27 protein-coding genes, 2 tRNA genes and 4 pseudogenes are annotated in these 22,488 nt (G+C 40.8%); 8 read left to right on the forward strand and 25 right to left on the reverse strand.

Annotated elements, in window-relative coordinates:
- A partial coding sequence (locus tag V7K30_RS31670) for a transposase (RefSeq protein WP_335006265.1) occupies positions 1–139 on the forward strand: 139 nt, incomplete at its 5' end.
- A gap of 15 nt (positions 140–154) precedes the next feature.
- Here the strand turns inward: V7K30_RS31670 and V7K30_RS31675 are convergent.
- The 17 genes and pseudogenes from V7K30_RS31675 to V7K30_RS31750 form a co-directional block, all read right to left on the reverse strand.
- Positions 155–340, reverse strand: a complete 186-nt coding sequence (locus V7K30_RS31675; RefSeq protein WP_335006198.1) for a hypothetical protein — start codon at positions 338–340, stop codon at positions 155–157.
- Positions 341–377: 37 nt separating this feature from the next.
- Entirely contained in the window at positions 378–977 is a 600-nt protein-coding gene (locus tag V7K30_RS31680; protein WP_335006200.1) for a hypothetical protein, read from the reverse strand.
- A gap of 252 nt (positions 978–1,229) precedes the next feature.
- Positions 1,230–1,532, reverse strand: a complete 303-nt coding sequence (locus V7K30_RS31685; RefSeq protein WP_335006267.1) for a type II toxin-antitoxin system RelE/ParE family toxin — start codon at positions 1,530–1,532, stop codon at positions 1,230–1,232.
- Positions 1,533–1,541: 9 nt separating this feature from the next.
- Positions 1,542–1,805, reverse strand: coding sequence for a hypothetical protein (locus tag V7K30_RS31690; protein WP_335006201.1), 264 nt, complete (start codon positions 1,803–1,805; stop codon positions 1,542–1,544).
- 255 nt (positions 1,806–2,060) lie between these two features.
- The gene (gene ppk2, locus V7K30_RS31695; protein ID WP_335006203.1) at positions 2,061–3,014 is read right to left on the reverse strand and encodes a polyphosphate kinase 2; all 954 of its coding nucleotides are present in this window, start codon (positions 3,012–3,014) and stop codon (positions 2,061–2,063) included.
- A 91-nt stretch (positions 3,015–3,105) separates the two neighbouring features.
- A complete protein-coding gene (locus V7K30_RS31700; RefSeq protein ID WP_335006205.1) occupies positions 3,106–4,080 on the reverse strand; it encodes a DUF4238 domain-containing protein in 975 nt (324 codons plus the stop codon).
- 98 nt (positions 4,081–4,178) lie between these two features.
- Positions 4,179–5,702, reverse strand: coding sequence for a slipin family protein (locus tag V7K30_RS31705; protein WP_335006269.1), 1,524 nt, complete (start codon positions 5,700–5,702; stop codon positions 4,179–4,181).
- A 669-nt stretch (positions 5,703–6,371) separates the two neighbouring features.
- Positions 6,372–6,447: transfer RNA gene (locus V7K30_RS31710), tRNA-Ile, on the reverse strand.
- A tRNA-Met gene (locus tag V7K30_RS31715) sits at positions 6,447–6,522 on the reverse strand. Before V7K30_RS31715 ends, V7K30_RS31710 begins: the two co-directional genes overlap by 1 nt.
- Positions 6,523–6,968: 446 nt before the next feature.
- The gene (locus tag V7K30_RS31720) at positions 6,969–7,463 is read right to left on the reverse strand and encodes a COP23 domain-containing protein (protein WP_335006207.1); all 495 of its coding nucleotides are present in this window, start codon (positions 7,461–7,463) and stop codon (positions 6,969–6,971) included.
- Positions 7,464–7,592: 129 nt separating this feature from the next.
- Complete coding sequence (locus tag V7K30_RS31725; RefSeq protein ID WP_335006208.1) at positions 7,593–7,850, reverse strand: hypothetical protein; 258 nt, start codon at positions 7,848–7,850, stop codon at positions 7,593–7,595.
- Between the two features lie 314 nt (positions 7,851–8,164).
- Positions 8,165–8,299, reverse strand: coding sequence for an immunity protein TriTu family protein (locus V7K30_RS34475; RefSeq protein ID WP_442941127.1), 135 nt, complete (start codon positions 8,297–8,299; stop codon positions 8,165–8,167).
- Between the two features lie 267 nt (positions 8,300–8,566).
- Positions 8,567–9,145: a hypothetical protein gene (locus V7K30_RS31730; RefSeq protein ID WP_335006271.1), complete on the reverse strand. Its 579-nt coding sequence runs from the start codon at positions 9,143–9,145 to the stop codon at positions 8,567–8,569.
- Positions 9,146–9,309: 164 nt separating this feature from the next.
- Entirely contained in the window at positions 9,310–9,645 is a 336-nt protein-coding gene (locus tag V7K30_RS31735; RefSeq protein WP_335006210.1) for a XisI protein, read from the reverse strand.
- Positions 9,633–10,048 (reverse strand): annotated as a pseudogene (locus V7K30_RS31740) (XisH family protein). The gene V7K30_RS31735 and the pseudogene V7K30_RS31740 overlap by 13 nt, the downstream one beginning before the upstream one ends.
- Positions 10,049–10,561: 513 nt before the next feature.
- Positions 10,562–11,296, reverse strand: coding sequence for an SDR family oxidoreductase (locus V7K30_RS31745; RefSeq protein WP_335006212.1), 735 nt, complete (start codon positions 11,294–11,296; stop codon positions 10,562–10,564).
- A gap of 104 nt (positions 11,297–11,400) precedes the next feature.
- Complete coding sequence (locus tag V7K30_RS31750) at positions 11,401–11,643, reverse strand: hypothetical protein (protein ID WP_335006214.1); 243 nt, start codon at positions 11,641–11,643, stop codon at positions 11,401–11,403.
- A gap of 403 nt (positions 11,644–12,046) precedes the next feature.
- Between V7K30_RS31750 and V7K30_RS31755 the strand changes: the two genes are divergently transcribed.
- Positions 12,047–12,472, forward strand: coding sequence for a hypothetical protein (locus tag V7K30_RS31755; RefSeq protein ID WP_335006216.1), 426 nt, complete (start codon positions 12,047–12,049; stop codon positions 12,470–12,472).
- A 360-nt stretch (positions 12,473–12,832) separates the two neighbouring features.
- Here the strand turns inward: V7K30_RS31755 and V7K30_RS34480 are convergent, their stop codons facing one another.
- Positions 12,833–13,135 carry a glycoside hydrolase family 75 protein gene (locus V7K30_RS34480; RefSeq protein WP_442941128.1) on the reverse strand — a complete coding sequence of 101 codons (303 nt, stop codon included), beginning with the start codon at positions 13,133–13,135 and terminating at the stop codon, positions 12,833–12,835.
- Between the two features lie 49 nt (positions 13,136–13,184).
- On the opposite strand from V7K30_RS34480, the gene V7K30_RS31760 reads away from it, so the two are divergent.
- Positions 13,185–13,832 (forward strand): class I SAM-dependent methyltransferase, encoded by a 648-nt coding sequence (locus V7K30_RS31760; protein ID WP_335006218.1) that lies wholly within the window; start codon positions 13,185–13,187, stop codon positions 13,830–13,832.
- 141 nt (positions 13,833–13,973) lie between these two features.
- On the opposite strand, the gene V7K30_RS31765 is transcribed toward V7K30_RS31760, so the two are convergent.
- Positions 13,974–14,771 carry a dienelactone hydrolase family protein gene (locus V7K30_RS31765; RefSeq protein WP_335006220.1) on the reverse strand — a complete coding sequence of 266 codons (798 nt, stop codon included), beginning with the start codon at positions 14,769–14,771 and terminating at the stop codon, positions 13,974–13,976.
- A 275-nt stretch (positions 14,772–15,046) separates the two neighbouring features.
- Between V7K30_RS31765 and V7K30_RS31770 the strand changes: the two genes are divergently transcribed.
- Positions 15,047–15,586, forward strand: coding sequence for a DUF2267 domain-containing protein (locus V7K30_RS31770; protein ID WP_335006222.1), 540 nt, complete (start codon positions 15,047–15,049; stop codon positions 15,584–15,586).
- 437 nt (positions 15,587–16,023) lie between these two features.
- Positions 16,024–16,167, forward strand: a pseudogene (locus V7K30_RS31775) (Uma2 family endonuclease); the annotation flags it as partial.
- Positions 16,168–16,308: 141 nt separating this feature from the next.
- Here V7K30_RS31775 and V7K30_RS31780 read toward each other — a convergent pair.
- From V7K30_RS31780 to V7K30_RS31805, 6 genes and pseudogenes are all read right to left on the reverse strand, one after another.
- The gene (locus V7K30_RS31780; protein ID WP_335006224.1) at positions 16,309–16,923 is read right to left on the reverse strand and encodes an HNH endonuclease; all 615 of its coding nucleotides are present in this window, start codon (positions 16,921–16,923) and stop codon (positions 16,309–16,311) included.
- A gap of 441 nt (positions 16,924–17,364) precedes the next feature.
- A complete protein-coding gene (locus V7K30_RS31785; protein WP_335006226.1) occupies positions 17,365–17,577 on the reverse strand; it encodes a hypothetical protein in 213 nt (70 codons plus the stop codon).
- Between the two features lie 39 nt (positions 17,578–17,616).
- Positions 17,617–17,775, reverse strand: coding sequence for a hypothetical protein (locus V7K30_RS31790; protein WP_335006228.1), 159 nt, complete (start codon positions 17,773–17,775; stop codon positions 17,617–17,619).
- Between the two features lie 16 nt (positions 17,776–17,791).
- Positions 17,792–17,992 (reverse strand): type II toxin-antitoxin system VapC family toxin, encoded by a 201-nt coding sequence (locus tag V7K30_RS31795; protein WP_335006230.1) that lies wholly within the window; start codon positions 17,990–17,992, stop codon positions 17,792–17,794.
- Positions 17,993–18,256 (reverse strand): hypothetical protein, encoded by a 264-nt coding sequence (locus tag V7K30_RS31800; protein ID WP_335006232.1) that lies wholly within the window; start codon positions 18,254–18,256, stop codon positions 17,993–17,995.
- Positions 18,257–18,341: 85 nt separating this feature from the next.
- Positions 18,342–19,685, reverse strand: a pseudogene (locus V7K30_RS31805) (site-specific integrase); the annotation flags it as partial.
- 317 nt (positions 19,686–20,002) lie between these two features.
- Here V7K30_RS31805 and V7K30_RS34485 point away from each other — a divergent pair.
- The 3 genes and pseudogenes from V7K30_RS34485 to V7K30_RS31820 all read left to right on the forward strand — a co-directional run.
- Positions 20,003–20,176, forward strand: a pseudogene (locus tag V7K30_RS34485) (nitrogenase molybdenum-iron protein alpha chain); the annotation flags it as partial.
- 249 nt (positions 20,177–20,425) lie between these two features.
- Positions 20,426–21,961 carry a nitrogenase molybdenum-iron protein subunit beta gene (nifK, locus tag V7K30_RS31815; protein WP_335006235.1) on the forward strand — a complete coding sequence of 512 codons (1,536 nt, stop codon included), beginning with the start codon at positions 20,426–20,428 and terminating at the stop codon, positions 21,959–21,961.
- A gap of 159 nt (positions 21,962–22,120) precedes the next feature.
- Positions 22,121–22,468: a Mo-dependent nitrogenase C-terminal domain-containing protein gene (locus V7K30_RS31820; RefSeq protein WP_335006237.1), complete on the forward strand. Its 348-nt coding sequence runs from the start codon at positions 22,121–22,123 to the stop codon at positions 22,466–22,468.
- The last annotated feature ends 20 nt before the right edge of the window (positions 22,469–22,488 follow it).

A 22,488-nucleotide genomic window follows, 5' to 3' on the forward strand; every position in this document is an offset into this window, starting at 1 on the left:
TTACTTACCTCCCTATTCACCTGACTTAAACAAAATTGAAAAATGTTGGTCATGGCTCAAGAGTCGAATTCGCAAGCAGATAGAAAACTTCGATAGTCTACGAACTACCATAGAGAATGTCTTGCGTTTAACGTCCTAAGTTATCTGGCTACTGCTATAAAACACCAATAACTTCCATTAGAGACGCGAGTGGATGCGTCTCGTCTTCACCAACTTGATGGATGAGACAATCAAGGATCTCAACCAAGCGTTCATATTCCTCTTCTGTGTGAGGAACAAAGACGTTTTCGGCAATGGATGACCAAGCGGTGATGGTTTGATCAAGGTTGAAACTTTGCATTATTTCTTCCACTTGCGAGAACAAAGTGTTATCCAAATTAACTACTAAATTGCTGAACAATTGTCTGTACAATTGCCAAAATAGCTCCGACATTATCCAAGTAATATCTTTGCTTATCAAGCAAAGCCACTTTTTGCGAAAGTTGAAGAAACTGCCATACTTCTCCTGTTGTCACGCATCCATAGACGGGTATTTCTGCTTGTCCAGATGAACGATTGAATAAATCTGCCGCCACCATTTGCGCGATGCACTGTCCTAACCCAGCTTCAACATCATTTTTCTTCGCTTCTACAACAGTGAGAATTGGCGATCGCAACGGTGGTAAAGGTGGAGCGATTGCTAAAATAAAATCACATTCCCCAATCAAGCCCTGTGCAGGATCAACATCAAGTCTTTGTCCAGAGAAAATAGCCAAGCTATCTTGGCTGAGATCGCGACAAGCTAGTAAAATCGGTACAATAATAAATTCGCTCCGAGCCTTTTCACTAATCAGAGCTAATTGGGTTCGCTTTCCTAAAGTTTCATTTAACCACGAAGGAATAGAAAGAGGTACAAGCTTGGGAAACAAATCTGCTTCTTGGGTGGTGATTCCCAGAACAGCCGAAACTTTTTCTAGAGTAAAGTCACTGTACGCCATAGTATTGTACTGCTTTGAGTATATGACGTTTTCAATAAAAGGGAATTGCTTCTATTTTACCCTTGTTGTAGAGTTCTCTAAGGATTCTGTGTGAAATGCTCCCGAAGTAGTACGTTCTAACGATGCCTACGAGGGGCTATTCGGCATCGCCCCAACTCGACTACACGCCACTGCATATTTAGAGATGATGGGTGCGATGTCTACGACGGGCTTTTCTACGAGAGGCTACGCCAACGCCTACGCCTTCAAACCCTAAACTTCACCTTCTAGGTCATCTATTGTCAAGGGTGCTTGAGCAGTATGGCGCACATACAACACATAAACTGTGGTATTTCTAATCGTAAAAAGCACTCGATATACATTTTTGGCTTTCCCATAAAGGAGTTGGCGTACTTCTTCTGGGAAAATCTCATGTTCGACTGCTAAGGCACAGCGTTGAGACTTTTCTTGTAGAGTAGCAATAGCATTCATCAATTCTCGAAACCAACGATCAGCAAATTCAGGATTTTGCTCTAGATACCAGCCATAGGCTTGCTCAATCTGAGCTTCTGCAATTGGGTAATCTCAACTTGAAATGTCATACTTTTGCTGCATTTCTTGGACGAAATCCCCAATAGGGCGAGTTTGACCGGCGTTGAGTTCCTCTAAGCCTTGCCCAATACCTGCAATTGTCTCTAACTGATCAATCAGTTGGCGTAGTTTGGTTGGATTGATTTTGCTAGGATCGAGAAAGGTGACGATAACTTGGGAGCGATCGCTAACATCTTGTGGTAGCTCAGTTAGCTGAATTTGCCCATCCTGATAAATCCCTTCGATGGTTCTGATCATGAGTTGTTGCTGGGTTGGTATTTCTTTTAATTCTATCAACTAGCGAGGCTAGGGCTGCATCTAGAATTCCCGCCTGCTCAAAAGCTTTGCGGCGACATCAGCATCCCTCACAATTGTGTGTGAGATGCACAAGAAATTGACTAATTTTCGATAGCACTACTCAGAAATCCAAATTGGTTTGGAGAGAAGCTATAGGCGATCGCAACACCTATAGATAAAGTTTGCCATATTCAATCATTAGCGATAACTTGCAGATCAATACACTTGAGGAACAAAAAACTGCTCATTGCGGGGGGCGCGAAGATAATCCTCTGCCACAGGTCTAGCCGGAAGCTCTAAGGGAGGAGGTGTCATATCTTCGTAAGGAACTTTGCTTAACAAATGATGAATGCAGTTGAGTCGCGCACGTTTTTTATCATCGGCTTCGATTGTAAACCAGGGGGCTTCTGGAATATTCGTGTACGTAAACATGGTATCTTTTGCTTTGGAGAATTCTACCCAGCGATTACGTGATTCCAAATCCATCGGGCTGAGTTTCCAGCGCCTTGCTGGATCGTGACTGCGAGAAAGAAAGCGTTGCTCTTGTTCTTGATCGCTGACGGAGAACCAGTACTTAATTAAAACAATGCCCGATCGCACCAACATTCGTTCAAATTCCGGGCAAGATTGCATGAATTCTTGATATTCTGCTTCAGTACAAAAATCCATCACTCGTTCAACTCCGGCTCGGTTGTACCAACTGCGATCGAAGAGGACTATTTCGCCTGCTGTCGGAAGATGTTGCACGTAACGCTGAAAATACCACTGAGTTTTCTCGCGATCGGAGGGGGTTCCCAGAGCAACTACACGACAGCCACGAGGATTTAGTGGATCGGCAATGCGTTTAATTACTCCTCCTTTACCGGCAGCATCGCGCCCTTCAAATATTACAACAACACGATAGCCAACGTGCTTAATCCAGTATTGCATTTTGACTAGCTCAATCTGGAGTTGCTGTAGTTCAGGTTCAAAAATATTTTTGGGAATTTTCTTAGTAAAAGCTTCAGTGCTACCATCAAAAATACGTTTAGATTTTTTAGATTTTTTCTTGTCTTTTGTCTTTACTAGGTTTTCTACTAAGTCTGTAGCGGTTTGAACTAGATCATTATTTTGCTGGTTTTCAACTTCATCAATTGACATCGCTGTTACCCCATGCCATTGAATCGGCATAATTAGAGTTTATCTATCAAGTATATATTTGAATGCGGACTTAGGTGTAATAATACAGCTTCGGAAGTATTATTACACTAACTGTATTGGCCTATGGCAGGGATACGATCGCTATAATTAATGTTAGCAAAAGCTCAAAATTTTTCTTGCTGGAGTAAGTTTGTCTACAACATTGAATCGATTGTAGCTTATTATACGATTTTACATCGTCTTCCGACAGGGGAAAGCTCATTCCGTCATAACTCTTGAACTTATTCCAAAACCTTGATTCAAACATAATTAGAAGATGTTTAGAACTGATTGGATAAACTACTTGGACACCATGTGAAGCCAGACCGGTTCCAAAATCCTCATGCGGTTTAATTACTATTGGATTATCTGAAGTCCATAGTGAAATGGAAGTTGAGTTCACACCAAATAACCAGATATGACTTGATAATATTTTTGAGATTTCTGAATCATCACCTTGATCGAGAATATCAGATATATAAAATAAATGCTGTGCTATCGAGTCTTCTTCGATACCTACCTTTAACAAATCCTGAAAAGGAATTGAATTATTTGAACCTTCTGGAGAAGGAAAGATATCTTCTAGATTATTTATATTATTCTTGAATAGTGCCTGATCCATTCTTTTCTTAAGCTCATCTAAAGATTGAAACATTTCTCTAATCTGCCGCCGAAGCATATTTGTCCTGACTAACTGAAGCGCTAAAAAGGCAGAAAATTTTTTCTTTGCCTCCTCCTCCATAACTACAAGAGAAAAAAATAACTTATTTTCTTCTATTTCTTCAAGGCAATCTATAATTATTTTTAGAACTTCTCTCAATCTTGATTCTACTTTAGATAGATCATGCTCGATGAGTTGGTTTTTTGTTTTATCCCTCAATTCTTCAGGTAAAAATGAATCAGGAAAATCATAAAAATATCTCTGCTGGGCAACGTTTTTAACATGAGATTGATAGATATATTTTTCTATCTTATCCAACACAAATAATGTATCTTCATTAGCAAAGTTTTTTAAATAGCATTGAGGTACCAAGTGCTGCTGTTTAACGTTATTCATTGAAAGAAATCCTCTAACCTCAATAGAATAGATACCTAAGTAGTATATAGTGCGATCGCTTGACTTTTAAGACAATCGCTACATAATTCATGGTATCGCTACGGATTCATCCGAATCAAGTCTGTTAAAATACTATCCAAGCTACCATTAACTTGAATGCGATCGATCTTCTCTGCAATCCGTTCTAATACTTCTAGTTCCTTCAAACGCAATGCGACGGGATTATCCTCCATCACTTTAGCAGTATTTAACATACTGCGAGTAGCAGCAGTTTCTTCTCTACGTCTGACTACGTTTGCTTGAGCGGTTTTTTCTGCCTCCACTACTTTGCTCAAGATGGCCTTAATCTCACCAGGTAAAATAATATCTTTGACACCTACAGAATCTACTTCGATTCCATAGTCTGCGGCTTTCTGGCGAATGTATTCAGATATACTTCTATCAATTGCACCTTTATCTTCTAACAAACCATCTAAGTTGCGTTCGCCGATCGCACCACGCAAAGCAAACTGTAATTCTTTGTACAAGAAGCCGGAAATATCTGACAAGGTACTTTTTGCTCTCAATGGATCTTGGATACGGAAGCCAGCCGTCAAGTTCAACCGCAGAGGTACTTTATCTTTAGAGAGGATATCTTGACCGGATACTTCCATATTTTGTAGTCGGAGGTCAATGGTTTCAGTTTGAAAAGAGCGGCCAAATAACCACCAAGCGTGTACTCCTGGCGATCGCTGTCCTTGAAACTCTTGATTAATGTATACTAGTCCAACGTGCTGGGCGGGAACTTGGCAAATATGCAAACAGTTGCGACTGAGCAATTTCACTTCTGTTGAACCCTCAACCAACTCAGCCACTAAGCTAGGCTGTAACTGAGCATCAGCGCTGATATCGATAATTTCCACTGCAACACCCTGCCAAAATAACTTGCGGCTGGTGGGTGGCAAAATAGAAATCACTTTCCCTCGATAGCGCACAATTGCAACTTGTGAAGTCAGTAATTGCACTATTTGACAGTAGGCAGCAATAAAGTCGGGATGTTTTTCAATGAGTACATCTTCTAGGGGAAAATCTGGGTTAGGGATAATCCGGCTGAGAGTCCTGACTGTAACATCTCTATCTACCGACCAAAAAGCATACTCTCCTGGTTCTAGAGGTCGCACAAAATTATTTTGCAGATATAGTAAACCAATCTCAGACTCTGAGATTTGGAACTTCTTCAGTCCATTCAACGCAACTGAGCGCAATTGCTGCACAAAGGAACCAGGCAATTCCCAGCTTTCTTCTAAGTTGAATAGATAAGATTCTACCTCAATAAAACCACGCCAAAAAGCAATTAATTTATTTGGTGCAACGCTTACCCAATTCTGACCGTAGCGGACTAACGCAACTTGATTGAATGCGGTTCTGATAATCAATAAATGTTCTTGTAGTTCGGCTTCGTGATTTCGCAACAACAGTTCTAGGTTTTCAATCTGAGCTAGTGGCTGATTGAGGTCATGAATTTTTACTTGCCAATGACGACCAAAATAAGTATGTGTACCGGGTTGCAAAATTTTCTTAAAGTCACTGCGGTGATATAAGATGCCAATTTCGTTAGGTTTGATATAAAACGTTTCCCACATAGTAATTTGCATAAATAATTTACGCGATATCTTAAGTAAGCTGATGCCTGCGGCGGGCGTAGCCAGCGCAATCAGCTAAAAAGATTTGATCAAGACATTTCTAACCTTGCTTGAACTCAAATACCACCTGTGTCTCACAGCTTAAGTACTGGAGTAGACAAAATTTATCTTGATTATGCCGTCTAAAAGACTACTTGCTCTCTCGTTCTTGGAGTTTACAAACCTTTAGACAAAGGCTAAAGAATTGGTTTTAGCTGCTTGTAATACTATACACTACAAAATATTTTTTGACTCTGCAAGTGCAAGTGTTTACAGTTTAGGTGTGGGCAAAAGCTTCTCCAAAGCTGGATTAAGATTGCGGTTACTTTTCTTAAACTGCTCAATGGCAATCTAGAAAAAAGAACCGCGCTCAAATATGCCGTTCAATTACCAATCTAGAATCCCCGAAGGAAAACTAGATGTAAGAAACGAAGGGACATACTCAAGTTAGGGAAAAATGCAGTTGCGCTTACTCCTTGACTGTGGCTACCGAACATCACCCTTACGAGTAATGACCGATAGCAGAACACTTACACCGCAGAGTTGAGAAAATGAGGGGTCTCGAATCTGTTAAGATCCGTACCATATTGGCTACCTTGGAAGGGTATTGTCTTTTAACCCGGACAGGGTTGGTGGAAAGTATAGGAATTGAACCTACAACACATCGATTATGAGTCGATTGCTCTGCCAATTGAGCTAACTTTCTGGGGTTTGATACAGGATTTGAACCTGTAACGCATCGATTATGAGTCGATTGCTCTTCCAATTGAGCTAATCAAACGATATAGTTTAAAGTACTCGGCGGTATACGCTCATACCAGAGGATGACGCACCAGTTTGGCTTATGGAACCTAAACTATAGCTTTGTAACTTTGTTACTATCCCAGTTCAAATCTAGCACAGGAAAAACTTTGAGCAGCCTTAAGATTGGGCTTTGGTTCTTTTATTATGTTCCCTGAATTGCCCATAATAAAAGAACCTCACCCTGTCAAGAAAGGACATCCCTCTCCTTACTAAGGAGAGGGGCAGGTTTTGCGTAGCAAAACCAGGGTGAGGTTATGAGACTTAACTGTAAATTGCATTGAGAAAGACTTGTATGTACACCGTAGCCCTAATAAGGGAGGGGCTGGGAGAGATGTCACGCAGGAATCACAAGTAATTTACCGCACATGATATAACAGGTTGCGCCCAGATTGGGTACTGGGTAATGATGTTTACCTAGTTAATTTATTCTTTGGGAATCCCTAGATGTGTCCTCAAATCAACGTAAGGCATTCTATTGCTTTTACTTAAGGGCTGCCGCCAAGCCAAGATATTATCTAGCGCCTGCACGCCATCTTCACTGGGTTTGAGGGTCAATATCAAGTTTTCACAGCGCCCATTGACTTGATTAGCGGTGCAAATCACATTTTGTCCGTTCATTTTACCGACAGTAATAAACTTCAGTTCTCTGTTGCGGCGGTAAGTTTCTAAGCGGTGGCTCACGTCTTCACAGCGCGTCAGTTTATTGTAGCCAGCATCTCTGAAGTAATTGGAAGTCCAGCGAATCCAAGGCTCACTAACACCTTTAAAATTTGTGTACACCGTCACGGGTTTGTTTCCTGAGGTGTCACAATAAAATCCTCGCCTACTTTCGGCTTGACTTGGCTGATTGATGGTTGCAGTCGCGCCCAGGGCGATCGCACCTGCAACCAAAACATTTGTCAATGATGCTAATTTCATAAGTAACTCTCAAATCTTGAGTAAAAAGTTTTTATTTGCCTCCTATTTGGCACTCTCCCTAGTTCTAATAGGGAGATGATAAGAAGTGAAATCTTCTTATATCCCAATTGTTTGGGGCTTTAGGCGTTTTTACTTGTATACATAATGAGCCGCAACCCACTTGCGACCATGATTTGTTTTTTCCCAATGTGCAGAAACCAACACTTTCCTTTTCGCTGGTGGTGTATAACGCCTAACTTGTGGTGGTTTTTTTGCTATTATTTGAGCAGGTCTATTAAGACCGTGGTGATTAACAATAATCTGTGATGCTGATGCTTGTGAAGGGATAGAAATAACAGCAAATGGTAAAAGAAGCGCTACACCAGCAAGAATTTGTTTGATATTCATTACTAAATCTCCTTTGGTAAACTGCATGATTAAAGTTCAATAAACTTTAATCTGTTTGATGTCTCATGTTTATAAGGATATGATTTTAAACAGCTATACACTAGTGATGAAAGTAACTATTTGAATCATGACTTAAGTAATATATAATATCAGGATTTATCAATGCCATATACTCCTAAAGGTGAGATACAATGGCTATGATGCTAATAAAGTATGCCTCATAGCTGAATTTTACAACTTTATAAATATCCTCTAAGTTGCAACATATCACGCATAAAAATCACCAGTCTTGGATAGGTTCGATGAAATTCTTTTTAGTTGTTGAACTGGTAACTTTCATAAAAGACATTATTACCAGTAGATATTTCAAGGATATCCATTTCACAAGCTCCTGATTCCCAAAGTGTTACTCTACCGAGATGTAATGAACTCTCAAAGTCAAGACGCATAGCTCAATTATCACTGGGTTCACAATAGGTCAGCGTGTATTTCAGCCGATAAGCAGCGAAACGCGATCTTAATCCTGATTGAAATCGGTCAAAACCTCGTTCTAAAATTAGCTGTGTTAATGGATTTATACTCATTCCTTATTTGAAAGCAGGAGTATTATTAATTGCCTCAACTCGGCAAAAAACAATTACCTCAAATGCAATGTCTACAACGTGCTGTTCGGTGACGCCTCAATTTGACCTATGCTCACGATTAATTATTGTGGCTCAGTCTGGGAAAGCTAGACCAGTCATAGGGTCACGGATATATAACCCTAATGTGAGACTACGCATCACTTCATCCCAAATGGGTATTAACGGCTCTGCTTGATCTGCCCAATAATCGAATGTAATCAAGCACTGAACATTTGACCCCAAACCAATGCAAGTTCGCGAAAAAGCTTCTCGTGGTTCTTCTTGAGTGTCAATAAACTTCATCTCTGTCCAGACAATCCTGGCGGTTTGGCGCTTGATGGTAACAATCTCTCCTTTGGCAATGACGTTACGACTGTCGTCTTCCATGACTTTCTTCAAGGTAGATTTTAGCGGAAACTGGCTCCAGTCGTTGGGTGGGAGGCGATTGAAAGATACTTCTAGGCAGCAATCATCGTTGGGCGGTTTTCTATCGAGGAACTTGAAGGATTTTTCTTGTGGCTCAAAAACCCAATCCTGGGGAACATTGAAGCGAACAGCGCCTCGATCTGCTACAAAAATTTTGTAGCCTGATGGAGATTCCCAACGATGGTCAGGTTTTAGTTCAAGCGTTTCTTTAATCCACTGGAGATTGCTTTTTTTACGCTTTGCCATAGTGTTTTTGTTCTCTCTGCTGAAGAGGCGATCGCTTAGATTTGGGTCGTAGGCGATGTCTACGACTGGCTGTTCGGCATCGCTCACTTTGTTAATATTATCAAATTGCTTGAGATCATGGTACATTGCGCCTTTGCAACAATGTACCTAATAAATAGGAAAATTTAAGCGATACCGTACTCTGTGTACTGTCGTTTGTATGGAGGTTGTAAACCTAGCACAATGTCTTGCTTTGATACTCCCATAGCAACTAACTCCTCGGCTGGATTTTGATCGGTCAAATTCTGCTGAAGCCAAATTTTACTATCTCTAATATCAAAATGCATAATGCATCGATAAATACGGTTAGACCCTTGCCAGCCAACATTCATCCACTGATAATGATCTCGCTCTGTATCAAGAATAAGTTGAACTTCTACTTCATGATCTGATTTATCATCACTAGCATAATGAGTCAGTAATATTTGAATATATTCCCTATATTTTGCTAGTTTATCCATTGCACAATCACCTTATTTTCGGAATCGTATACGATTAGCAAAACCTGATATCTTGCTATCGCAGTTTGTGTAAACTCAAATTGAAAAAAGGTTAGGTAAGTATCTAATGGAACTGCCATATACCAAATTCGCTCTGTTTCAATAGCTTCTAGGGCAAGACGATAGCTAAGAAATTGTCCCAAAGCAGCATAAAAATCAGTAATTGCGGAAGGATTGAGAAAGCTTTTGATTTCAACGGCTATTTTTTCACCTGCTCTTTGGGCTGCTAATACCCGCTCTGCACCAAATCAATTTGAAAGTTGACATTTCCAAACTTAAGCTTTAGTGGGTCGTCTGTAACCACCCAGTTTTCTTTTTCAAGAGCCTGCTTAACTGTTTCGTGGAAAATATCTTTCGCAGACATCGGCAGAATCCAAAAACCGCTTTCCCGTTTTTCTATGATATCGCGTTACCGATTGTGCGATCGCTTAGATTTGGGTCGTAGGCGATCACGCACTTTGTTGATGGTATTAAGTTACTAGTTAGTAGGGTGCGTTGTTGCAAGACGCACCCTACTAACTAGTATTTGGATTGAGGATATAATCAAAACCAATTTCTTCAAATTCTCGGTAGAGAAGGAGGTTTTTAAGCTTTCTGCTAAAGAGCTTCACCATATATTTACCCTAATTGAGACGGAAGTTTACAAGGTTAGTAAATTCTAAGCAAATTTTCTGAAATCGTCACCTTGACTCTGACTACCAACAGGTAAGATTTTGGCTACGTCTCCACCGAGGACTAAAGCAGTATAACTATTTATTAGACGGTTCGATCCAAACTCGGCAGCAAAAAGATTGAGCCAAAGCCATCCCCTAACTAAAGGGCGATCGCAAATGAAATAAGTTTTTCTTTAAGGAAGCTGGTATCCAATCCTTTAAAATCAATAAGGGCTGGCAGTGGGGCGCACAATAATTTCGCTAACATCAACGTCGTTAGGTTGTTCGATCGCAAATGCGATCGCTCTAGCAATGGCCTCTGGTGGAATAGAAATCTGCCGGAAATCCTGCATCCCCCGACGCGCCTCGCTATCCGAAATACTATCGGCCAGTTCTGACTCGGTTACTCCAGGGGAAATCACTGTTACCCGGATGTTGCTGACTTCCTGGCGCAGTCCCTCGGAAATAGCACCCACTGCAAACTTCGTGGCACAGTAAACGGCTGCGGTGGGGCTTACTGCATGTCCACCGATTGATGATATGTTGATGAACTGACCAAATCCCTGTTCTTTCATAATTGGCAATCCAGCAGCAATACCATGCAAGACACCTCGAATGTTTACGTCGATCATCCGATTCCATTCGTCAACTTTGAGCGCTTCCAGTTTTGAAAGCGGCATGACGCCTGCGTTGTTCACGATTACGTCAATGTGGCCGAACGTCTTTTGAGCGAATCCAACAAATTCGTCCACGTCATTGCGTTGCGTGACATCCAACTGTCTATAGTGCGCTGAACCACCCTCGTTACGAATTGCCGCCACAAGAGTTTCGAGGCGATCGGTGCGACGCGCACCTAATACGACATGTGCGCCTCTGCTAGCGAGTAAGCGGGCGCTAGCTTCACCGATGCCACTGCTTGCACCCGTAATTAAAACGACTTTCTTCTCAATTTCTGACATACGTGATCTTTTTTATTGTTTAGGTTACGGAAATTGTCCATATATTTACCATAATTGAGAAGGAAGTTTTTCAATGTAAAGAATATTAAGCTTAATTTTGCCAATTAATTCAAGCGTTTCTTTAATCCACAAGAGATTGTTTTTGAGGCTTTGCTATAGTATTTTTGCTTTCTCTGCTCAAGAGTGCGTAGGCGGTTGTAGACATCGCCTATAGCGGTTTTTGCTTGGATGCAATACATGGTAGAGGACACAGCATTGCTGTGCCCTGACGATCGCTTATATTTGACGCACGAGAGAAGCGCTATATAACCCAATTTAGGCGATCGCACTGCCATCACGATAATCAAAACTAGTGATTACAGCGCCAAAATATGGATAAAGTCGAATTTAGTTAACAAAATGGGATTTGACTTACTCAAAATGCCTTTTTACTTACTCATTTGGGTATTTTCCGTAAGTAAAATCAGCTTTTACTTACTCAAAATGAGCTTTTGCTTTTTCATTTTGGTGTTTTCCGCAAGCAAAATCAGCTTTTACTTACTCCTTCTAGTGTTTTCCGCAAGCAAAATGAGCTTTTACTTTCTCAAACCCCAGTTTGCTTTCTCATTTCAGTAGTTCGCGCATTCATGACAACGATCGCGCTTGTAGCAAAAGTCATTGCAGATTTACCAGAATTCTCTCAGGCTGATCTATACGGAAATTTACTAAGGTAAAAAAATATTAGCAGTACTCGATTACAAGGTGTAGATCATGGCTCGTAGAAAAAGAACCTCCCTAGTTTTAGAAAGAGCAGTGCGTCGTGCGGCTAGCATCAACTCTATTGATCCGAGTTTAGATTTAGGCAATAGACTCACCTTACCTGCTTTCTCAACCCTGATCGAAACAATGCGAACTAGAGAAAATGCATATAACAGTGCCCTTTCCAGCTTAGATAAATTGTATCGTGAAATGCTGGAAACAGAAGACGAGTTGGGAGATATGACAGAGCATATGCTAATGGCAGTTGGGACTCGATATGGCAAAAGCAGTGTAGAGTACGGCATGGCGGGAGGAGTTCCTAAGAACCAGCGTCGTAAGGGACTGCGAGGCGAGTCGTCAACTCCCAGTGATGAGCAACTTGAGTTCGTTGCTAGTGTGGAGGGTAAGAATGGAAATAAAACGGTAGCAACAAGTTAGAATGTACCCTAGGACTCAAAATTTTGTCAAGCCCAAATAATTGCGTAGAGGCAAAGCGGCTTGTCGAAGATATCGCCCAAAACATAGCGATCGCAGTAGTACTAAATCATTGTAAATGCGATCAATCAGTTTCTTCGCCTTAAAGGAAAAGCAGTTGCTCAGAGCAACTGCTTTGGTTTGAGATGGTAACTTTATTTCTGCTGTGTTGTACTAGTAGCTTTGATCGTCTGCTGCAACCTAACTCTGAGATTTGCATAACGTACACTTTTATAGTGACTTTATGCCTTCTACGCCACCCCATATTTTAAAAAGCTGCTTAGTTCCAGCTTCTATCTCTGAAGTTGTTCTTGATTGTCCATTTTAAGAACCTGGGAAAACAACATAAATGATGTCTTTGGGAATTCTTCGCCTAACTCTTGAGCGCACGAATGGATCGTTTCCAAGAGCTTGAGACAGAGCTACTGAACTTTCTCCAACCTGGTTCTTAGTCCCAATATCAGCAGAGATTGCAAAAGCGAGTTTTTCATTATTAGTGTTGTAAACAACTGCAAAATCTCCTAATTTAACGCCTGTAATCTTTCTGAAATCAGCGTTTCCCGAAAGAACATTGTTAAGTACTCTCGCTGGTAGTATGATATACGAGGTTTTAGCGCTAAACACCACACATTTGAACAGAGAGTTAAACTCAGTAGTCCTATTTATTCAGAAACCTATGCAGACAAATCAGGTGATTGAAACCTACGATCAGGGAGCAGTGGATTATGACGCAATTCTGAGGCGTTATTGGCACATCGAACGCGAATCCCTAATTGCTTCCTTGCAGCTGAAGCCAGGACAAACCGTACTAGATGCTGCGGTAGGAACAGGTCTTAATCTTTCAGCCTATCCTGAAGGGGTACATGTCGTTGGTGTTGATCTTTCTCATAAGATGATGGATGAAGCACGTAAAAAGCGTGTATCCGCAGACATCACTTTCAAGGTATCGAATATCTGCAATCTTGATTTTCCTGATAATAGCTTTGATGCAGCAGCATCGGGATATACTCTCTGTGTCGTTGATGATCCAGTTCTTGCTCTTAAGGAAATCCTACGAGTTACCAAGCCTGGTGCATTTATTGCCATTCTCGATTACTGCAAATCGCAAGATCCAGAGGTTCAGAAATGGCAAGAATTAATAGCTGATGCCGCGTCACAGCTAGGCTTCCCGACTGGCAAAATCAAGTGGGATGCATTGATGGATTATGACGAATTGATTTACAACAGTAAGCTTCCCATTGAAGTGCTTGTGGACGATCGCACAGAAAGTCCAAACCCGTTTCTATGTGGTTGTCAATTACTGCTTAAAAACTCAAAAGATTAAAGTCAAGAGGATCGCAGTCTTATAATTTTGTTTTGTAGTGAGGACTAAAATCCTCACTACGATCCGCTAGGCAAACAAAATCAGGAATTAAGTCCTGACTACGAACATTTTTGAAAGAAGGTTGATTAGCTTGGGATTAGATCACAAGTTATTTTGAAATAATTCTAGAACATTTTGCCAAGCATCAGGAGCAGCTTCAGGATTGTAACTTGGGTTCTGGGTGATGAATGGGTACTGATCTTTAAAGAATCCGGCGAAGAATCCATGTCCTGCATCGTATCGGAATACACGATGATTGATGTTATGTTTCTTTAATTCTGCCTCAATTTGCTCATTTTCTTCCTGGGAAACTAATAAATCTCTTGTACCAAAAAACGCATAGATAGTACCTTTAATTTCTGAGGTGCGATTAATGGTTGGAGTATCTTCACCATAACTAGAAGTGGTAATCCCACCACCATAAAATGAAGCTGTTGCTTTGATATCAGGTAAGGTTGCAGCCATGTAAGCAACATGACCGCCAAAACAGAAACCAATAGCGCCGATTGCATCATCTTTGACATTGGGTAAAGTTTTTAGGTAAGCGATTGTAGCTTGAATATCGCTGAATATCTCTTGATACTTTACTTGTTGATAGTATTGCAAGCCAAGCCGATAGCTTTCTGGGCTAAAGCCCGCATCTTCTGGGCTAAAGTCAGCCTCAAAACCAGGAGCAATACGTTGATACAGCGGAGGTGCTATTGCTACATAACCTTGTTTGGCGATGAGTTCGGTGATATCTCGAATATTACTGTTGATTCCAAAAATTTCTGGAAAAACTATAATCGCCCCAAAGGTTCCCTTTTCTGCTGGTTGAGCTAAGTAAGCATCGATTTCTAAGCCATTGTTAGGTACTTTGACTTTTGCAGTATTAATTTCGATGTTTGTTGTTTCTACCATCTTTGTTTCGGCTGATTTTATACCAATTCATCTATTCTGACTGTTTTTCTACACCAATGGGCGATGTCTATGAGGGGCGGAAACACTAGCGATCGCAATCGCTACACGACTAACTTGCGGGTGTTGATGCAAAATATCTCAGTTTATCCGTTGAATTTCTAACTTTTGAATAGATGATATCTCAAACTTCTGGATGATACTAAAGGTTTTTGATTTGTGCGACCTTACATAAGGTAAGTACAAAGACTCAAAATAAAAAAGCACAAGAAAAAACAATGCCCGATGAAACATTTAGAACAAACATTCCAGAAATTGACCCAACGGAGATTGAAGATTCTCGAGCTGCGATCGCAGACGAACATCGCTCGTTTCTAGAAAAGGTGATGGTCAAAGCTGGATTTGCAGATCCTTATGATGCAAGAGACTTTACCGAAGTTGTGTTTCGCGTTATGCGCGACTTAATGACTACAGAAGCTAGCGATCGCGTTGAGGCAGAACTGCATATAGAGGCTATACCTACGGATGAAAAAGCACTCCAGTTTGAAGTGTCTGATCTCTGGAAAGACACCAATCCACTCGTGGGATTTTTAAGCCGGGTTCGTCCACCCTGGAAAGGCCCAGGTATCTTCAATATCGATTCCGATCGCTTCCTGTTCCGAGTTGCTAATGAAAGTGGTATGCCGCGATCGGTCGAGCGAGAGCAAGCGGTTAAAGCGGTGTTTTCTGCCACCAAAGACGAACTTTCCGAAGAGCGGATTCAGGAAATTGCTAGCTGGCTGCCTGACTATGTACGTGAGCTTTGGGAACAGGCTTAATTAGAAGGCTAGAAAAAGTCAAGTCTGTTTGTGAGTAATTATCACAAACAGGCTTTTTATATAAAATATTTATTAATTCCCAACAATTAATGTAGAAGAAGCGATGTCTACGACGGGCTATTCGGCGTCGCCCAAACTCTTCAAGGGCATATTGTAAGTAGATAGTCTCTAAGAGGTTGTTTGAAAAGTGGTCGGCTGTGATATCAGGCACTTATCGATCCCCCCTTTTTAAGGGGGGAAACGGAATCAAAGTCCCCCAATTTATCGGGGGATTTAGGGGGATCTAAGAGTATTTGATACATCACTAAGGACTTTTCAAACATCCTCTAACACTTCAACAGTTGGTAGGGTGTGTTGTTGTGCAGCGCAACGCACCAGATCAATAATCGGAGTCTTATATCACCTCAGAACCAAATCTGTGACAAAATAATATTGTTGAACCTTTTGTGGAACGCTACAGTAAACAAGCAGAAGGTTGGTTACTCACTGATTTTAGCGGCTTGGAGTTATCTATTTCTTTAGATTCAGTTGCGATCGCATTATCGATGGCAGAAATTTATCGCGGCGTTGTTTTTGAGTAAATCAGCTTTGTGATGGGTGCATAGGCGTAGATATCGCTCGTCCGATTTCAGTAGTTGAACAAGTTTATATATGGCTGTGTGGGAATTAAGCAGCAATCAAATATGATATCTTTGATCTCAAAGATGCGATCATCATACTTATTAGCTCGTTTGATCTTCTAAAATATTTGATGGGATCATCCTCAATCCTATTACCTGATGAGTATATTGCAGTCCCCATTCAGGACGCTTTAATTTCGGAGGTTTTCCGGTTAGTGTTTCCTCTACTTTTGCAAATATACAAGCGAGAGTTGCAGGGTTCATTCGACCTTCACCAAAGTGAATAGTTGCATTTTGCATCTCCTTCCAAAGTAACTCCTCTACTTGGTCTGCTTGTGATTTATCTAATCCAATACCTATAAATGGTCGCCGTCCAAACATTTGCTCAAACTCAAAGTAGCCACGAATTGACCAATATGAGTCATAGAAGGGTACACAAGTTGCACGAAGCCATATCCACATAAAATGTGGGTCAGCAACATTAGGAGCTTCTCGGTGACAACGACGGCACAGTAAAACGAGATTGGATGGAGCATCCAAACCTCCAAGGGAATCAGGAACTATGTGACATCGCTCAAGGCGTGACTGATATCCACAACGCCAACACCGCTTATAAGCATCTGACCAATCAATAGCAAGACCACTCTCGTCTTCGTGCCTTGCCCAATAGCTGACAATATCTTGCTGGGAAGTTTCAATAGGTTTTCGTTTTTTCATCTAACTAAAATTTATTAAATTTAGCAATAGCCTCAATAGTTATTTTGTACTATTTTAGATGAGATGGCAAATACTAATCTATATAATTAACATAATTAAATACTTTCTGTGATTTCAACATTCTATTTTACTGCGGTGAGAATATAAGATAATATCTGAACTTACTTAAAATAGTCCTTATTTATATACATCTCCTCTCATGCCAATAGTGTAAACTTCAATTTCACCCAAATCAATATTAACTGTAAAAATAATTCTGGTTTTCCCAATACGCAGTCTATAAAATCCTTCCCAATCTCCCTTCATTTTTTTTATGTCAAGGTCTGTGAAGGGAATAATCCCCTATTCTTCAACAAAAGTCAGGAGTTGCTTGAGTTGCTCTTTAATTTTAGCAGTATCTTCAATATTTTATTTGCCTTTTCTAAAAACTTAATCGCATTTTTACGGAATTTGATTGCCATATCTAACCCACTCTGTCAGATCAACTGATTCCTCCTCTCCATAGTCTGATGGCGAACCAAAAATTTCATTCAGTTCTGCTTGTTCTTCATCACTCACATAGGGAATGAGAACTTGACAGAGCAACATTCGCTCTTCTCGCAAAACCTCCCGTATACTCTCTTTAATTAATGCTTTAAGTTCATGAATTTCCATTAGTCTTTTTCTTGATAGATAATACAAAAAATATACCATTTATAAGCTGCTAGCGTTGGTTGGAGACTGTGAGGGTGTTTTTATCACAGGTAGAAAGACAATTATTACATCTAATTCTTGGTTGGCAATTTCAGGCGGAAGCTGGATTTGCAGAATTCCATCATCACCAATATATGTTCTAATTTTAATAGTTTCCATAACCTGACCTCCTAGCTTATATTGTCGCATCTGTAATGCTAATATTTCCACCGTGCGATCGCCTGGTAATTGCCGCTATAATTTCGACACTGGTTATTGCAGCAATAAATACTTCATTGTTGAGAGTCGGATCAAATAGTCCCAAAACCCAAGCTGATCCAGTTTCACTAATATAACGCTTGACCAATGCGCTACTGTCTATGAAGTAGATTGCCATCTAACGACGTTCCTCAATGATAGTTTCAGAAATAGGCTTTCCCTCGATCTGAATTAGTCGTCGCTCGGTTATTGGTTCATAAGCAGGATGTTTAATGTGTTTTACTAAGCCAGAATCAATTAGAGCTTGGTGGAATGCTGCTTGGTTGACTGTTTCTTCTTTCTCAGCAAGATACTTTTGAATAGTCTGATTAAGCTGCTGAAGTTCTTCTATTTCAAGTGTCTCAAACTGCTTAATTATCTGTTGGAGAGTTACTAGCGCCATAATTTTTTATTTTCTTTTATCTTAATAATTTTTTATCCGTAAATTATACCAAATTATCTGAAAGTGGTATTACTTATGGGCAAACTTAACTCCGCTTATAAACTATTTCTATCCTCAACTTCTCAATCTCCAATTTCAATGTTTCATTCTCCACCCTCAATTTAGCATTCTCCTCTCTAATCAACTCAACTTCATCCCTCTTACTCAAAGCCTGATTAATTGCCAACTTCCGCATATCCAGCGAAAACCAACGCTGATAAGTTTGCGTATGAACTTGCACACTATGCCCTAAATTATCCGCCGCCGCTTTAATTGGTATCCCCAAAATATGCGCCCGAATTGCCCAAGCGTGACGTAAATCATACGGTTTAAAATCTAATCCTATTTTGCGGAACCACCAACTAACTCGCTGTGTTAACGCCGTTATCTCCGCATGATTGGTGTTATCTTTTTTAGCGATCGCACTCCCCAACATCTCCAAATATTTAGGATTTCTCAAATCAAAATCCTCAATCCATTGCCGATATAATGGTAATGCTTGTCTCTCACCAGTCTTAGAATCTTTATGGACTTTCCATGTCCAATCTGAATTTTCTTGACTCAACCACCAATCAATATCAGGATTAATAAAAAGTTCTCGTGGACGTAAACCAAAAACTGCTAACATTCCATAAGTCCATCGCCAAAGTTGCCAACTATCTTGAAGATTTTGATTAACTTGATTACCTCTGTTATTCAGATAATCTTCAAACTTAATAATTCCCTCAGATATTTCCGCATCATTCGGTATATTTCGGGAATTATTCTCAGGCATTTTGGAATATTTAGATAAATCGATTTCAATGTTGAATGTCAGGCAAAATGCAGATATAGCTCTAGCTGCATTATACTTAGCCCATTCTTTCTCGATTTGTTCAATTGAACTGAGCAGATTTTGTGCGATCGCTAAATCTTTAGGATTCGTAAATCTCTTGGTTCGTGAAAAGTAATAAAAAAAAGTATGTTCGCTTTTAGTAGTTCTTTTGTGAGTTTTAAAATACTCTTCTTCAAATTGTTCGAGTAATTCGCCTATGCTTTTAAAATCTTTTCTAATCGCCTCATTACCTAAATATTTATCATTCCATTCAAAGGTTTTACGCGCGATTAACTTCCCTAATTCATAGGCTTCTTCCTCAGCCGTCTTGAGTCCATCCAAGTTAGCAGGAATATTCAAACTGATATTGTATTGCTTTCTCCCAGTACCAGTACTATCTTTGTCTCCTGGTTTAATTGGTAACGTCGCCCGTAATTGCAGACTTCCATTGGATTCTCTAATTGTCACCTTTGCCTTTGCAGACTTTAAACGCAGATTAACTTTTTCTAATTCAAGTAGTACTTTCGTTCTCATGTGTTCTTTTTGCTGCTGTGCTTGCAGAGATGAGCAAAAAAACGGGCGATTTTTTAATCGCCTTGGCTCAGGACAACATTTAGATGATGCGTGATATCATGTCCGCTTGATTGCTTATTAAACCCGAATAACCCCAAAGAGCCAAAGCTATGCTTTGTCTCCCCTCCTCGCTTGCGGGGAGGGGTTGGGGGTGGGGTTCTTTTATTATCGGTAATCTGGCGGACATGATATGAGTCCTGAACCTAATTATGCTGTGTTTTTAGCCTATATTTAGTCTAAAAATAAATGTGCTATCAGCGAACAATGTTTATCGCTCACATTGCTTACTGCAAACATTAGGCTGTTGAAAAGAATTAAACCACAAAAAGGATTACTCCGGCCCTTATCACGGTTATGACGGCTTCGCCATCTTCGCACGAGATATGGACTTGGCACTCAACAGCCCAACCTGGGGATTAATTGGCGCTCCTTGGAATGAAAAAGCTAACGCTAAGAAGGCTGAAGCTAAGGCTAAGGCTAAGGCTGCCGTTTAGGGAAATGGGAAAGAGAGATAAGTAAGGATAACCTGGGGCTAAAACCCCAGGGGGGAGTTGGGAGTCCAAAATTCAAAACTGAAAAATTAAAAATTTCTTTTGATTTTTGCATTTTGAATTTTGAATCATATTCCCAATTCCTAGTAGAGACGCGATTAATCGCGTCTCTACCGGATTAATCGCGTCTCTCCCGCCTCAAATCCTCATTCCTCAATTAGTAAAGAATTCAGTAAGCTTGGAGATCCACAAATGCCTCAGAATCCCGAAAAAATTCAAGATCACGTCGAGTTATTCCACCAACCTGAGTACCAACAGCTATTTGAAAACAAAAAGCAGTTTGAAAACGGTCACGAAGCCGAAGAAGTACAACGGGTTGCAGAATGGACAAAGAGTTGGGATTATCGTGAAAAGAACTTCGCTCGTGAAGCTTTAACCGTTAACCCTGCTAAAGGTTGTCAACCACTAGGAGCAATCTTTGCTGCTGTTGGTTTTGAAGGCACTCTACCTTTTGTTCAAGGTTCTCAAGGTTGCGTTGCTTACTTCCGCACGCACTTAACCCGCCACTACAAAGAACCATTCTCTGGTGTATCTTCTTCAATGACTGAAGATGCAGCCGTGTTTGGTGGTCTGCAAAACATGATTGACGGCTTGGCGAACTCTTACCAACTCTACAAGCCCAAGATGATCGCTGTCTGCACCACCTGTATGGCAGAAGTAATTGGTGATGACTTGCAGTCTTTCATCAACAACGCCAAGGAAGCTGGTTCAGTTCCTCAAGATTTCCCAGTACCCTACGCTCACACCCCTAGCTTTGTCGGCTCCCACATCACTGGTTACGACAACATGATGAAGGGAATTCTTTCTAACCTGACAGCAGGACATAAGAAAGAAACCAGCAATGGTAAAATCAACTTCATCCCAGGTTTTGACACCTACGTAGGCAACAACCGCGAAATCAAGCGGATTGCTTCCTTGTTCGGCTTTGACTACACCATTCTAGCTGACAACAGCGACTACCTGGATTCACCAAACACAGGTGAGTTCGATATGTATCCAGGTGGTACAAAGCTAGAAGATGGAGCAGATTCAATTAATGCTAAAGCAACGATCGCTCTGCAAGCACACTCCACCCTCAAAACCCGCGAGTACATTGAAAAAGAGTGGAAGCAACCAACCTCAGTTTCCCGTCCTTGGGGTATTAAGGGTACTGATGAGTTCTTGATGAAACTCAGCCAACTGAGTGGTATACCTATTCCCGAACAATTGGAAATTGAACGCGGTCAGGCAGTTGATGCCATGACTGACTCCCACTCATGGATTCACGGCAAGCGCTTCGCTATCTACGGCGAACCAGATTTAGTATACAGCGTAGTTGGCTTTATGCTAGAAATGGGTGCTGAACCTGTGCATATCTTGGTTCACAACAGCAACGAAGTATTTGAAGCAGAAATGAAAGAACTGCTTGCTTCTAGCCCCTTTGGTAGCAATGCAACTGTTTGGCCTGGTAAAGACCTGTGGCACCTGCGTTCTTTGATGTTCACCGAACCCGTAGACTTGCTCATCGGTAACAGCTACGGTAAGTACCTGTGGCGCGACACCAAGACTCCCTTAGTGAGAATTGGCTATCCCATCATAGATCGTCACCACTTACACCGCTACACAACCATTGGTTATCAAGGTGTGATCAACTTGCTCAACTGGGTTGTAAATACCCTGTTTGAAGAAATCGATCGCAACACCAACATTCCTTCTAAGACAGATATTTCCTACGACTTGATTCGTTAGAAATTGCGTAGAAACACAACGAGTTAATTAAAGGGTAAAGAAGGGGAGTAGGGAGTAGGGAGTGGGGAGTAGGGAAATATCCAAACCCAATCCCCAATCCCCAATCCCCAATTCCCAACTTCCCTTTTTCTTTCTAGCATTTACCTGAGGTATCTATAAATGGAAACCATCAATCACACTCACGAACACACTCACACTCATCCTCACCCTAATTACCATCCACCTAACCAGAAAAAACCAGGGTGGTTCAACAATCTTCTTAATCCGTTGCGCCGTGTGGTGGATGAAATTCAGGTTAAAAATAATCGCATCGCTCATCTAATTTGCCAAACAATTCCTTGTTGTTGTCCCTTTGAGCGACAAATTAAATTATTTGGGCGGTCTATTGATATCCCACCACTATGTAAACTCAATCCTTTATATGACGAATTTGTAGGATTGCGTTTTCGGGCTTTATCTTACCTCGCCGATGTCTGTGGAGAAGATGTCACAAAATACATTTGCTAATTATTAGTCATTGGGCATGG

Origin of the sequence: Nostoc sp. (genome assembly GCF_036917655.1) — a bacterium.
Classification (GTDB): domain Bacteria; phylum Cyanobacteriota; class Cyanobacteriia; order Cyanobacteriales; family Nostocaceae; genus Nostoc.

What these genes read in the sequence shown, in the direction of transcription:
- V7K30_RS31690 (WP_335006201.1), bottom strand. Translation starts at nt 1,805, where the DNA reads ATGATCAGAACCATCGAAGGGATTTATCAGGATGGGCAAATTCAGCTA.
- V7K30_RS31730 (WP_335006271.1), bottom strand. Translation starts at nt 9,145, where the DNA reads ATGGCAAAGCGTAAAAAAAGCAATCTCCAGTGGATTAAAGAAACGCTT.
- V7K30_RS31820 (WP_335006237.1), top strand. Translation starts at nt 22,121, where the DNA reads ATGGAAACCATCAATCACACTCACGAACACACTCACACTCATCCTCAC.
- V7K30_RS31735 (WP_335006210.1), bottom strand. Translation starts at nt 9,645, where the DNA reads ATGGATAAACTAGCAAAATATAGGGAATATATTCAAATATTACTGACT.
- V7K30_RS31765 (WP_335006220.1), bottom strand. Translation starts at nt 14,771, where the DNA reads ATGGTAGAAACAACAAACATCGAAATTAATACTGCAAAAGTCAAAGTA.
- V7K30_RS31720 (WP_335006207.1), bottom strand. Translation starts at nt 7,463, where the DNA reads ATGAAATTAGCATCATTGACAAATGTTTTGGTTGCAGGTGCGATCGCC.
- V7K30_RS31795 (WP_335006230.1), bottom strand. Translation starts at nt 17,992, where the DNA reads ATGGCAATCTACTTCATAGACAGTAGCGCATTGGTCAAGCGTTATATT.
- V7K30_RS31705 (WP_335006269.1), bottom strand. Translation starts at nt 5,702, where the DNA reads ATGTGGGAAACGTTTTATATCAAACCTAACGAAATTGGCATCTTATAT.
- V7K30_RS31675 (WP_335006198.1), bottom strand. Translation starts at nt 340, where the DNA reads ATGCAAAGTTTCAACCTTGATCAAACCATCACCGCTTGGTCATCCATT.
- V7K30_RS31745 (WP_335006212.1), bottom strand. Translation starts at nt 11,296, where the DNA reads ATGTCAGAAATTGAGAAGAAAGTCGTTTTAATTACGGGTGCAAGCAGT.
- V7K30_RS31760 (WP_335006218.1), top strand. Translation starts at nt 13,185, where the DNA reads ATGCAGACAAATCAGGTGATTGAAACCTACGATCAGGGAGCAGTGGAT.
- V7K30_RS31700 (WP_335006205.1), bottom strand. Translation starts at nt 4,080, where the DNA reads ATGAATAACGTTAAACAGCAGCACTTGGTACCTCAATGCTATTTAAAA.
- V7K30_RS31780 (WP_335006224.1), bottom strand. Translation starts at nt 16,923, where the DNA reads ATGAAAAAACGAAAACCTATTGAAACTTCCCAGCAAGATATTGTCAGC.
- V7K30_RS31755 (WP_335006216.1), top strand. Translation starts at nt 12,047, where the DNA reads ATGGCTCGTAGAAAAAGAACCTCCCTAGTTTTAGAAAGAGCAGTGCGT.
- V7K30_RS31790 (WP_335006228.1), bottom strand. Translation starts at nt 17,775, where the DNA reads ATGGAAACTATTAAAATTAGAACATATATTGGTGATGATGGAATTCTG.
- V7K30_RS31680 (WP_335006200.1), bottom strand. Translation starts at nt 977, where the DNA reads ATGGCGTACAGTGACTTTACTCTAGAAAAAGTTTCGGCTGTTCTGGGA.
- V7K30_RS31770 (WP_335006222.1), top strand. Translation starts at nt 15,047, where the DNA reads ATGCCCGATGAAACATTTAGAACAAACATTCCAGAAATTGACCCAACG.
- V7K30_RS31725 (WP_335006208.1), bottom strand. Translation starts at nt 7,850, where the DNA reads ATGAATATCAAACAAATTCTTGCTGGTGTAGCGCTTCTTTTACCATTT.
- V7K30_RS31785 (WP_335006226.1), bottom strand. Translation starts at nt 17,577, where the DNA reads ATGGAAATTCATGAACTTAAAGCATTAATTAAAGAGAGTATACGGGAG.
- V7K30_RS34475 (WP_442941127.1), bottom strand. Translation starts at nt 8,299, where the DNA reads ATGCGTCTTGACTTTGAGAGTTCATTACATCTCGGTAGAGTAACACTT.
- V7K30_RS31800 (WP_335006232.1), bottom strand. Translation starts at nt 18,256, where the DNA reads ATGGCGCTAGTAACTCTCCAACAGATAATTAAGCAGTTTGAGACACTT.
- nifK (WP_335006235.1), top strand. Translation starts at nt 20,426, where the DNA reads ATGCCTCAGAATCCCGAAAAAATTCAAGATCACGTCGAGTTATTCCAC.
- ppk2 (WP_335006203.1), bottom strand. Translation starts at nt 3,014, where the DNA reads ATGCCGATTCAATGGCATGGGGTAACAGCGATGTCAATTGATGAAGTT.